Annotated in this window: 9 protein-coding genes and 1 other RNA gene; 5 read left to right on the forward strand and 5 right to left on the reverse strand. The window is 70.7% G+C overall.

All coding sequences use genetic code 11. From position 1 onward, the window contains the following. Positions 1 to 40 precede the first annotated feature (40 nt). Both cysK and msrA read right to left on the reverse strand, forming a co-directional pair. Positions 41 to 976 (reverse strand): cysteine synthase A, encoded by a 936-nt coding sequence (cysK, locus tag PLJ28_RS07130; protein WP_183524900.1) that lies wholly within the window; start codon positions 974 to 976, stop codon positions 41 to 43. A 105-nt stretch (positions 977 to 1,081) separates the two neighbouring features. Next, on the reverse strand, positions 1,082 to 1,675 hold the full coding sequence (gene msrA, locus PLJ28_RS07135; protein WP_370577098.1) for a peptide-methionine (S)-S-oxide reductase MsrA: 594 nt from the start codon (positions 1,673 to 1,675) through the stop codon (positions 1,082 to 1,084). 69 nt (positions 1,676 to 1,744) lie between these two features. Here msrA and PLJ28_RS07140 point away from each other — a divergent pair, with 69 nt between their 5' ends. The 3 genes from PLJ28_RS07140 to PLJ28_RS07150 are packed head-to-tail and all read left to right on the forward strand — an operon-like array spanning position 1,745 to position 4,527. Further along, the gene (locus PLJ28_RS07140) at positions 1,745 to 2,659 is read left to right on the forward strand and encodes a Nif3-like dinuclear metal center hexameric protein (RefSeq protein WP_183524913.1); all 915 of its coding nucleotides are present in this window, start codon (positions 1,745 to 1,747) and stop codon (positions 2,657 to 2,659) included. 11 nt (positions 2,660 to 2,670) lie between these two features. Beyond that, the gene (locus PLJ28_RS07145) at positions 2,671 to 3,438 is read left to right on the forward strand and encodes a zinc ribbon domain-containing protein (protein ID WP_183524916.1); all 768 of its coding nucleotides are present in this window, start codon (positions 2,671 to 2,673) and stop codon (positions 3,436 to 3,438) included. Positions 3,439 to 3,486: 48 nt separating this feature from the next. Continuing rightward, positions 3,487 to 4,527, forward strand: coding sequence for a reverse transcriptase-like protein (locus tag PLJ28_RS07150; RefSeq protein WP_324590005.1), 1,041 nt, complete (start codon positions 3,487 to 3,489; stop codon positions 4,525 to 4,527). A 76-nt stretch (positions 4,528 to 4,603) separates the two neighbouring features. Here PLJ28_RS07150 and PLJ28_RS07155 read toward each other — a convergent pair whose 3' ends face one another. Beyond that, on the reverse strand, positions 4,604 to 5,908 hold the full coding sequence (locus PLJ28_RS07155; RefSeq protein WP_183524922.1) for a glycine cleavage T C-terminal barrel domain-containing protein: 1,305 nt from the start codon (positions 5,906 to 5,908) through the stop codon (positions 4,604 to 4,606). Between the two features lie 111 nt (positions 5,909 to 6,019). Then, positions 6,020 to 6,835, reverse strand: a complete 816-nt coding sequence (locus tag PLJ28_RS07160; protein ID WP_183524925.1) for a YaaA family protein — start codon at positions 6,833 to 6,835, stop codon at positions 6,020 to 6,022. Positions 6,836 to 6,914: 79 nt separating this feature from the next. Here PLJ28_RS07160 and rnpB point away from each other — a divergent pair. Beyond that, positions 6,915 to 7,308: RNase P RNA component class A (rnpB, locus tag PLJ28_RS07165), an RNA gene on the forward strand. A gap of 70 nt (positions 7,309 to 7,378) precedes the next feature. Here the strand turns inward: rnpB and PLJ28_RS07170 are convergent. Beyond that, positions 7,379 to 9,277: a BCCT family transporter gene (locus PLJ28_RS07170; protein ID WP_298044301.1), complete on the reverse strand. Its 1,899-nt coding sequence runs from the start codon at positions 9,275 to 9,277 to the stop codon at positions 7,379 to 7,381. A 422-nt stretch (positions 9,278 to 9,699) separates the two neighbouring features. Here PLJ28_RS07170 and PLJ28_RS07175 point away from each other — a divergent pair, with 422 nt between their 5' ends. Next, positions 9,700 to 11,154 carry a glyceraldehyde-3-phosphate dehydrogenase gene (locus PLJ28_RS07175; protein ID WP_183524931.1) on the forward strand — a complete coding sequence of 485 codons (1,455 nt, stop codon included), beginning with the start codon at positions 9,700 to 9,702 and terminating at the stop codon, positions 11,152 to 11,154. Positions 11,155 to 11,187: the final 33 nt, after the last annotated feature.

Consider the following 11,187-nt stretch of genomic DNA (forward strand, 5'->3'; position numbering starts at 1 on the left):
CGGCGGTGTCTTGACTGTAGTGCGTGCCGCGGGCCCGTGATCAGCCGCGGATGTCCTCGTACAGGACGGTGGAGATGTACCGTTCGCCGAAGTCGCAGACGATCGCGACGATCAGCTTGTCCCGGTTCTCCTCCTTCCTGGCCTCCTCGATGGCCGCGGACACGATGGCCCCGGAGGAGATGCCGCCCAGGATGCCCTCCTGGGTGCCCAGGTCACGCGCGGTGGCGACGGACTCCTCGAGGGTGGCGGCGTACACCGCGTCGTAGATCTCCTGGTCCAGGATCTCCGGGATGAAGTTCGCGCCCAGGCCCTGGATCTTGTGCGGGCCCGGCTTGCCCCCGGAGAGGATGGGGGAGTCGGCCGGCTCGACGGCGACCAGGCGCACGTCGGGCTTCTGCTCCCGCAGGTAGCGGCCGGCGCCGGTGATGGTGCCGCCGGTGCCGATGCCGGCCACGAAGATGTCCACCTGGCCGTCGGTGGCCTCCCAGACCTCGGGACCGGTGGTGGTGTAGTGCGCCTGCACGTTGGCCTGGTTGGCGAACTGACGGGCCCAGACGGCGTTGTCGGACTCCGCGACGATCTGCTGGGCCTTCTCCAGTGCCCCGCGCATGCCGTCGGCGCCGGGGGTCAGGACGATCTCCGCCCCGTAGGCGCGCAGCATCACGCGGCGCTCGTTGGACATGGTCTCGGGCATGGTCAGGATGACCTTGTACCCCCGTGCGGCACCGACCATGGCCAGGGCGATGCCCGTGTTGCCGGAGGTGCCCTCCACGATCGTCCCGCCCGGGCGCAGCTGGCCGGAGGCCTCGGCGGCATCCACGATCGACCGGCCGATGCGGTCCTTGACCGAGTTGGCCGGGTTGTAGAACTCGAGCTTGACGGCGACCTGGCCGGGCAGTCCCTCGGTCAGCCGGTTGAGCCGGACGAGGGGGGTGTTGCCGACGGCCTCGGTGATGTTGTTGAGCAAGGTGGCCATGAGGGTTTCCTTTGTCGAAGTCGGTGCAGGGACTGAGGGCGGCGGGCCGGTGGCCGGCACGGGCGCTGGACCCGGGCGGCGACGTCCGGGTCCTCGGGAATCAGCCTATGTCAGTGGCCTGCTGAGCTGAGGCTCGACCAGCCACGCCGAGTAACGCTGCCGGACCTTGGCCAGTTTCGGGGTGATGATCACGTGGCAGTAGCCGGCATCGGGCCGGTTCGTGTAGAAGTCCTGGTGGTACCACTCCGCCGGATACCACCGGGCGGCCGGCTCGATCGTGGTGACGATCGGGGCGGCCCAGTTGTCCTGGTTGCGTTCGATGGCGGCCCGGAACAGGGCCTCGTCCTCGGCGCCGTCAGCGAACAGCGCCGAGCGGTACTGGGTACCCACGTCATGTCCCTGGCGGTTCAGGGTCGTCGGGTCATGGCCCGTGAAGAAGATGTCCAGGACCATGTCCGCGCTGATGACGGACTCGTCGAAACCCACCCGCACCGCCTCGGCATGACCGGTCCTCCCCGAACACACCGTCTCGTAGTCCGGGTCGGGCCAGTCGCTGCCCGTGTAACCGGACTCGACGGACGTGATGCCCCGGAGGCGCCGGTACACGGCGTCCAGGCACCAGAAGCAGCCACCGGCCACCGTCAGCACCCGGTGGGAGCCGCGGGCTCCGGTCACGTCGTCGGACGGGTTCTCTCGCACGTCGTCACTCACAACGGGGTACAGCACGGGGGAGCGCGGGTTCATTCCCGACTCGGGCACAATGGCCCTATGAGCGCCGCAACGCCGACCCCGTCCTCCCCGGCCGAGCCGGAGGGGACGGACCTCCGCGACACCGACCGCATCCCGACCCTGGCCCAGGTGCTGGAGGCCTTCGAGCAGTTGTGGCCCGCGTCCCTGGCCGAGGACTGGGACGCCACCGGCCTGGTGGCCGGCCGGCCCGGCCGGCCGGTGCGCCGCATCCACTTCGCGGTGGACCCCGTCCAGGACGTGGTCGAGGAGGCCGTGGGCGCCGGTGCCCAGTTGCTCGTCACCCACCATCCGCTGCTGTTGCGCGGCGTGCACTCGGTGGCGGCCACCGGTTTCAAGGGCGAGGTCCTCCACAGCCTCATCGAGGGTGGCTGCGCGCTGCTGACCGCCCACACCAACGCCGATTCCGCCGTCGGGGGCGTCTCCGACGTCATCGCGGACGTGCTCGGGCTGCAGGAGGTCACGCCGCTGGTCCCGGCCGCCGGGGGACTGGCCGAGGAGGGGCTCGGCCGGGTGGGCCGGTTGTCCCGGGCCATGACACTGGGCGACTTCGCCGCCCGCGTGTTCTCGGTCATGCCCGCCGTGGCGGGCGGGGTGCGCGTGGCGGGGGACCGGGACGGGCTGGTCAGCACGGTGGCCGTCTGCGGAGGCGCCGGGGACAGCCTCTTCGACCAGGTCCGGGCCGCCGGGGCCGACGTGTACGTCACGGCGGACCTGCGCCACCACCCGGCCTCCGAGGTGCGGGAGGCGGCCCGGCTGACCGGCGGACGCCCCTACCTGGTGGAGGTCTCCCACTTCGGCAGCGAGTGGCTGTGGCTGCCGGCCGCCGCCGAGGCCCTCGACACCCTGCTCACCGACCGCGGCTTCGACGTGGAGATCGCGGTCAGCGCACTGAACACCGACCCCTGGGACTTCGTCCTGACCCCCGGCTCCTGAAGGAGGCCCGCATGACCGATTCCGCCACCCCCGCGACCCCGGCCACCACGGCGACCCCGGCCGAACAGCTGAGGCTGCTCGACCTGCAGGCGCTGGACACCGCCCTGGACCAGGCGCGGTCGCGCATGCAGCAGTTGCGCCAGGATCCCGGGTTCCGTCAGCTGCAGCAGGCGGTCGCCGACCGCCAGGCCGAGGCCGACCAGGCCACCGCGTCGCTGGCCGCGGCGCAGGCCGCCCTGGCCGCTGCCGATCAGGAGGTCTCCTCCGTCCGGGCCCACCGGGAGCGCAACCAGAAGCGCCTGGACGCCGGCGAGGGATCGGCCCGGGACCTGGAGAGGATGATGCACGAACTCACCACGCTCGCCGAACTACAGGACCGCCACGAGGAGACGGAGCTGGAGGCCATGGACGCCGTGGAACAGGCCGAGTCCGCGCAGGCGCAGGCCCACCGGCTCCTGGCCGAGGCGCAGTCCGCCGCCCGGGACCGCGGGGCAGCGCTGAAGGCCGAGGCCACCGAGGTCTCCGCGCGCGGCAACGAGCTGACCAGGGACCGCACCGCGCTCGCGGCCACCCTGCCCCCCGGACTGGTCGCCCGGTACGAGAAGGTCCGGGCCCGCACCGGCGGGATCGGGGCGGCGCGGCTGGTCGGGAACCACTCGGAGGCCTCCGGCATGCCGATCAGCCCGGCGGACCTCGCGCAGATCGAGCGGGCGCCGGCCGATACGCTGGTGTACTGCCCGGACTCCGGGGCCATCCTGGTCCGGGCCACCGAGGGCTGAGCCCCGCCGGCCTCCGGCCGGCCACCCGTCCAGAACCAGAGAGAAGTGATGCCCGTGTCCGAACGCGTCCTGCAGGTCGAGGCCGACGGCGGCTCCCGCGGCAATCCCGGAGTCGCCGGCTACGGTGCCCTCGTTCGGGATCCGGCCACCGGGAAGATCCTGGACATCGACGCCGCCCCGCTGGGCAGGGCCTCGAACAACGTGGCCGAGTACTCCGGGCTCGTGGCCGGTCTGACCATGGCCCGGAACCTCGACCCCGAGGCCCGGGTGCACGTGAAGATGGACTCCAAGCTCGTGGTGGAGCAGATGAGCGGGCGCTGGAAGATCAAGCACGCGGACATGCAGAAACTGGCCGGCCAGGCCCGGGCGATCCTCCCCCCGGGCAGGGTCACGTACGAGTGGATCCCCCGGGAGAAGAACAAGGACGCGGACCTGCTCTCGAACGAGGCCATGGACGCCGGCGCGTCCGGACGCCCGTGGGTCCGCGCGAAGTCCGGGATCCGGGTGGCCGGCACCGCGGCTGCCGGATCCACGGCGACGAGGACCGCGACGTCCGCCCCGGAACCGGCACAGGCGCCCGGGCGTCAGCCCGTGCAGGAGAAGCCGGCACCGGAACCGGTGCCGGCCGCGACCGGGGCAGCCGCGGCGGACAGCGCCGGACGGCCCGCCGACGCCGGGACACCGCGGCGGGCGGGCCGGCTGCACCACGTGGAGATCTGGGTGCAGGACCTGGCCCGCGCCCGCCAGACGCTGGGCTGGCTGTTCCAGCAACTCGGCTACCAGGTCAGCGGAGAGTGGTCCGAGGGCACCAGCTACCAGGGCGCCGGGGAGTACCTCGTGCTGGAGTCCGGACCGGACGTGGGTCCCGGCGGTCATGACCGGCTGCGTCCTGGGCTCAACCACCTGGCCTTCCAGGCCGGCACCCGGGCCGAGGTCGACGCGCTGGTCGAGGGCGCGGTCCACCGGGGCTTCACGGTGCTGTTCGCCGAGAAGCACCCCTTCGCCGGGGGACGCAGCCACTACGCCGCCTACCTGGAGGCTCCCGGCGGTTTCGAGGTCGAGCTCGTGGCCGAGGCGGGCACCGCCTGACAGGCTGGGGCGCCGCGGACCGCCGTCACGGGCGGTGACGCCCGCCAGGGGACGCGGACGGGACCGGGGCGTCGCCTCACTCGGCGGCGTCCAGCCCCCGTTGCCTCAGCAGCTCGCGCTGGTTCGGGTTGACCGAGGGCCGGAAGGGCAGCTCGACCACCTCGGCCGCCACGGGCCGTCCGGTGGTGTCCGCGTACTCCTCCGGCAGGTGCACCCAGAGCTCGGTGCCCAGGCCGGCGAGCTCCACCGGGACGTACCCCATGGCGATGTTGTGACCCAGCTCCGGCGAGTACCAGGGGGAGGTGACGTAGCCGACCGGGTCGGTGTCGACGTCGGGACTGATCAGCCAGAAGTCCGGGGCGTAGTCCTCGATGGGCGCCCCGCCCAGCCGCATCCCCACGAGCTGGTGGGTGTACGGCGGGGTCCCCGCCTCGACCTGCCGCCGGGCCTCCTCCAGGGCCGCCTTGCCCACGTACTCGCCCGCCTTGCCCCGGGGGACCTGATAGCCCAGGTTGACCTGGAAGGGCAGGGTCTCCTGGTCCATGTCCTGGCCCCAGGACAGGATGCCGGCCGCGATCCGACGGTGGTGCGCGGGCGCCACGACGGCCAGCTGGTGTGGCCGGCCCGCCTCGAGGACCGCGTTCCACATGGTCTCGGCGTGCAGGGTCGCGTCCTTGAGGTAGATCTCGTAGCCCTTCTCCCCGCTGAACCCGGTCTGGGAGACGATCACGTCACAGCCCGCCACCTGCCCGGCGAGCAGGCCGTACGGCGGCAGTCCGGCGACCGCGTCCCCGAACAGGTCTGTCATGAGGTCCACGGACTTCGGGCCCTGGACCTGCACGGGGCAGACGTCGATCTCGCGGATGTCCACGTCATACCGGCGGCCCACGTTGACACCCTGGAGCCAGAACAGCAGGTCCGAGTCCGAGAGGCTGAACCAGAACTCGTCCTCCGCGAGCCGCAGCAGGACCGGGTCGTTCAGGATCCCGCCGGCCTCGTTGCACAGGATCACGTAACGGGCGTGCATGACGGGGATCCGGGTGGCGTCCCGGGTGATGACGAAGTCGACGAAGGCCTCCGCGTCCGGGCCCTGGACCCGGATCTGCCGCTCGACCGCCACGTTCCACAGGGTCACGTGGTTCACCAGGGAGTCGTACTCGACCATCATGCCGCCGTCCTCGGGGGCCACGTAGCCCCGGGGGTGGTACATGCGGTTGTAGACCGAGGCCCGCCAGCAGCCGGCCTCCATGGACAGGTGCCAGTACGGCGACTTCCGCACGCGCGTGTCGATCAGCATCTGGACCGGGGTGGGCCCGGACTGGCGCAGATTGATGGGAACGGTGCGGTCGGACTGCACCACGGTGGGGACGTTGGGATTCACGGCGGATCATCCTCCTGCGCATCGGATCCGACCACCGTAGCGGCCCGCCCGGGCCGGGGAAAGGTCCCGGTCACCGCCGGTCCCGGGGGATGAAGGAGGGAGGCGACCGGCTCAGACGGTGGAGTACCGCTCGGGCAGGGTGACCTCCAGCCGGCCCGGCCTCGACCCGGGGGTCTGCGACGCCGGGACCAGGTCCACCGTCCAGTCGTACGGACCGGCGGCCGAGCCCGCGGCCGCCACGACCTCGGCCGCCGTCTCCGGGGACCGGGCCGCCCGGGGGCCCGCCAGCAGCAGGGCCCGGGCCACCAGCCCGCGGGTGTGCTTGGCGAAGTGCGAGACCACGGTGCGCTCGCCGTTGCGCACCTGGAACACGTCCACCGTCACGGTGGTCTCCGCCGGGGCCTTCCACTGTGCCGCGTACCCGCCCGAGCGGCAGTCGACGACCACGCCGGCGTGCGCGGCCTTCTCGTCCAGCAGCGGAGTGAGCCGGGGCTTCCACCACGAGGACATCCGTCCGATGGTCGGCAGCGTGGCGGTGACCGTCAGGCGGTGGTTGGGGATCCGGTCACCCAGGGTCAGCACGCCGAACAGGCCGGAGAAGACCAGCACCTCCTCACGCGCCCGGCGGCGGGCGACCTCCGGGAGGGAGGCGTAGTCCAGGGCGTCGTAGAGCACCCCGGTGAAGACCTGGTGGGCCGGGCCGGCGGGGGCCGTGTCCAGGACGAGGTTCGCCTCGATGTCCGACAGCTTCGCCCGGCCCACCCCCAGGACCTCGGCGGCGTCCGGTGCCGTGGACACCGCGGCCAGGGTGCCCATCACCGTGATGCGCTCGCCGGTGAGCGTGGGAAGGAACAGGGAACTGAGCTCCATCGGGGCGCCGGAGCTGGGAGTGGTCTTGCCCTCGGAGGGCGGCAGCAGGATGAGCACCCGAACAGCCTAGCCACCGGGCGGGGGAGGGCCGCCGCCACGAGTGGGGGTGGGCGTGGCGGTAGACTGGGTGGCCGGGACAGGCCGGTGGACGGTCGCAGGGCATCGCGTGCGATGCCGTGAGGAACGTCCGGGCACCACAGGGCAGGATGGTGGGTAACGCCCACTCGGGGTAACCCGCAGGACAGTGCCACAGAAAGCAGACCGCCCGCACGGTGGGTGCGTGCATCCACCGGCGCGGGTAAGGGTGAAAGGGTGGTGTAAGAGACCACCAGCGGTCCGGGTGACCGGGCCGGCTCGGTAAACCCCATCCGGTGCAAGGCCGAACAGGATGCGCTCGCAGGGCTGCCCGCCCGAGCATCCGGGTTGGCCGCTCGAGCCCGTCGGCAACGGCGGGCCTAGATGGATGGCCGTCACCGTGGTCCGGGCAACCGGTCACGGCACAGAACCCGGCGTACAACCGGCCTGTCCCACCCCCGGCGAGGGCCGGCGTCGTTCCCGAGAAGGGGAGACGACGCCGGCCCTCGCCGCTGTCTGGTACTGCTACCGGTCCTCCCGCTCCTGCCGGTGTCCGGGGTGGGCGGCATCGGCCGGGGACGGATCCTCCTGGGGGCCCGGATCCTCCGGGGCCGGGACCGGGGCGTCCAGGCGGTCGGGCACGCCGTCGTGGTCGGCATCCCGGGGCCGCGCCGCCTGGATGGCGATGGCCTCCGTCACGAGGCCGAACCCGCTGTCCGGGTGCTTCTCCACGGCGATGGAGACCGAGTCCTCGAGGACCTGGCGGGCGATCCTGTCCTGCAGCATCAACGGATCCCGGCGCAGGTCCTTCCAGATCGCCACGCACAGCAGCAGCATGACCAGGACGAACGGCAGCGCCGAGACGATCGTGATGTTCTTGATGCCGTTGAGTGCCTCGGCGGGCTCATCGCCGCCGGCCAGCAGCATGGCCGCGGCCGCGCCCCCGACGGCCAGTCCCCAGAAGATGATCACCTTGCGGGAGGGGTCCGTGGTGCCCCGCTCGCTCAGGGTGCCCATGACGATCGAGGCCGAGTCGGCGCCGGTGACGAAGAAGATGGCGATCAGGAGCACCGTGATGCCGGTGACGATGAGCGTGAGCACCTGGTTCATCGGCAGGGCGCCGAGCATGTCGAACAGGATCAGGTCGAAGTTGATGTCCGGCGCCCCGTCCACGATCGACGCGAGCTGGGCGCCCGTGTCCCCGGCCTGCTCGGCGCGCTCCTGGATGCCGATCGCGCCACCGCCGAAGATGGTGAACCACACCAGGGAGACCGCCGAGGGAACCAGCAGTACGCCCACCACGAACTGGCGGATGGTGCGGCCTCGGGAGATGCGGGCGATGAACATCCCGACGAACGGGGTCCACGACACCCACCAGGCCCAGTAGAAGATGGTCCAGGTGCCCAGCCACTCCTGCATCGTCTGGTCACCGGAGCCGGTGCGGGAGGCCATCACCGGCAGGTCGTTGATGAAGCTGCCCACGGCGTTGGGGAGGATGTTGAGCACGAACAGCGTGGGTCCCAGTATGAAGACCAGCACCGCCAGGAGCAGGGCCAGCACCATGTTGATGTTGGACAGCCACTGGATGCCGCGGGCGATCCCGGACACGGCGGAGGCCACGAAGGCCAGGGTGAGGATCCCGATGACCATCACGAGGATCGCCGTGGTGGCCTGTTCGATGACCCCGGCGGACTGGAGACCGCCGCCGATCTGCATGGCTCCCAGGCCCAGGGAGCAGGCGGAACCGAACAGCGTGGCCAGGATGGCCAGGATGTTGATGACCCTCCCGCCCCAGCCGTTGACCGCCTTCTCCCCGAACAGCGGGGTGAACATGGAGGAGAACAGCTGGCTGCGGCCCAGCCGGAAGGTGCCGTAGGCGATCCCGAGGCCGACCACGGCGTACATGGCCCACGGGTAGATCGTCCAGTGGAACAGCGTGGTGCCCATGGCGACCCCGGCGGCCTCGGGGGTCTGGCCCTCCACGGTCCCCGGGGGCGGTGCCATGTAGAAGTACAACGGTTCACCCACGCCGTAGAACACCAGGCCGATGCCCATGCCGGTGGCGAACATCATGGAGATCCAGGAGACCGTCCTGAACTCCGGCTTCTCCTCGTCCTGGCCGAGGTTGATGCGCCCGAAGCGGCTGAACGCCACCACGATCACGAAGACCGCGAACACCGTGGCGGCGATGACGAAGAGCCAGCCGGTGTGGGTGATGGTCCAGCTCAGGGCGTCGGCGGAGAAGGCCCCGAGGGAGTCCGATCCGATGAATCCCCACAGCACCATGGCCAGGGCGACGGCGCCCGCGATGCCGAAGACCCAGGGATCGATCCCCGTGGCACGGTCGGTGCGGCGCGGGGGCCGCTTGCGTCTTTCCCTCAGTTCGTTGACCAGGTCTGCCGTCGACTGTGTCTCATGGCTCATGTGGCGTCTCCGGGGCCCGTCGGCCCCGGCCCTCCTCTCGAGAGTGATGCACGCGTGGCGCGACGTGTGGAAGGTCCGCGTGTCACGGATGATGCGATTGACTGCACCCTATCCCGTGACCAGTCCGCGGGTCAGTGGCGCGGTCCTGCGAATATGGACCGTGTCCACCGGCCCCGCCGTGACCGGCCCGGAACCGGTCACCGGGCCGCAGTGGCCCACGCCACAGGGTGGGCGCGCCCACCACATGGCTACATGCGGAACCGGGGTGGTGCGGAAACACTAGACTGGGTCCGGCCGTATACCGACCGGGTACGGCAGGCCGGACGGGCCGTGACCGTCTCCACTACCGGGTGCCCACCGGCGCCCGTGCAGCGACAGCGCAGTCGCCCCCTGGAGGCAGGGGCTTGAGGGAAGGACCTACCGTGGCAGAAGAGACCACCGGAATCGCGCAGGACCAGCGCGCCGCCTGGAACAACCGGGAGGAACTGGCCGAGAAGATGGTTCCGCTGATCGGCACGTTGTACCGGGACCACAACGTGATCACCAGCATCTACGGCCGCCAGCTCGTCCACAAGGGCGTCATCGACATCATCAAGGCGCACCGCTACGCCCGGCAGATCGACGAGTCCGTCCTGCCCGTCGAGGACACCTTCCCGATCGTCGAGGCCATGGCGGGGATGAACCTCGGCGCGGCCTCCGTGGACCTGGCCAAGCTGGCCAACAAGTACAAGGAGACCGGGGGAGACCTGCAGTCCTTCCTGGACACCGAGCTGGCTGAGGTCGCCGGCAAGGGCGGCGGGGGCCTGCACGAGCCCACCGACGTGGTCCTCTACGGCTTCGGCCGGATCGGCCGCCTGCTGGCCCGCATCATCCTCTCCCACGAGGGCGGCGGCTCCTCGCTGCGCCTGCGCGCCATCGTGGTGCGGAAGAACTCCGACAACGACCTGGTCAAGCGGGCCTCCCTGCTGCGCCGCGACTCGATCCACGGCCCCTTCGAGGGCACCATCACCGTGGACGAGGAGAACAACACCATCACCGCCAACGGCACCGTGATCCAGGTGATCTACTCCAACGACCCGGCCAGCATCGACTACACCGCGTTCGGCATCAAGGACGCGGTCGTGGTGGACAACACCGGACGCTGGCGTGACGAGGAGGGCCTCGGCCAGCACCTGAAGTCCAAGGGCGTCGCCAAGGTCCTGCTCACCGCACCGGGCAAGGGCGATATCAAGAACATCGTCTTCGGCGTCAACACGGACGACATCACCGAGCAGGACACCATCCTCTCGGCCGCCTCCTGCACCACCAACGGCATCACGCCGGTGCTCAAGATCATCAACGACGAGTACGGCATCGACCACGGCCACGTGGAGACCGTGCACGCCTACACCAACGACCAGAACCTCACGGACAACTTCCACAAGGGTTCGCGTCGCGGCCGCGCGGCGGGCCTGAACATGGTGCTCACCGAGACCGGTGCCGCCAAGGCCGTGGCCAAGGCCCTGCCCGAGCTCAAGGGCAAGCTCTCCGGCAACGCCATCCGCGTGCCCACCCCGAACGTCTCCATGGCCATCCTGAACCTGGAACTGGAGAAGGAGACGTCCGTCGAGGAGCTCAACGCGCACCTGCGCAACGAGTCCCTGACCGGTGCGCTGCGCGCCCAGATGGACTACATCCACTCCCCGGAGGTCGTCTCCTCGGACTTCGTCGGCTCCAACCGCGCCGGCATCGTCGACGGCCTGGCCACCATCGTCAACGACGGCAAGAACGCCATCGTCTACGTCTGGTACGACAACGAGTTCGGCTACTCCTGCCAGGTCGTCCGGGTCATCGAGAAGATGGCCGGCGACGCGGTGCCGGTCCTGCCCAGGGACTGACCACGGCCTGACCCGACCCGACGGCGGTCGGTC

This window comes from Citricoccus sp. (genome assembly GCF_035445025.1).
GTDB lineage: Bacteria > Actinomycetota > Actinomycetes > Actinomycetales > Micrococcaceae > Citricoccus.

What these genes read in the sequence shown, in the direction of transcription:
- cysK (WP_183524900.1), bottom strand. Translation starts at nt 976, where the DNA reads ATGGCCACCTTGCTCAACAACATCACCGAGGCCGTCGGCAACACCCCC.
- PLJ28_RS07150 (WP_324590005.1), top strand. Translation starts at nt 3,487, where the DNA reads ATGCCCGTGTCCGAACGCGTCCTGCAGGTCGAGGCCGACGGCGGCTCC.
- PLJ28_RS07145 (WP_183524916.1), top strand. Translation starts at nt 2,671, where the DNA reads ATGACCGATTCCGCCACCCCCGCGACCCCGGCCACCACGGCGACCCCG.
- PLJ28_RS07170 (WP_298044301.1), bottom strand. Translation starts at nt 9,277, where the DNA reads ATGAGCCATGAGACACAGTCGACGGCAGACCTGGTCAACGAACTGAGG.
- PLJ28_RS07140 (WP_183524913.1), top strand. Translation starts at nt 1,745, where the DNA reads ATGAGCGCCGCAACGCCGACCCCGTCCTCCCCGGCCGAGCCGGAGGGG.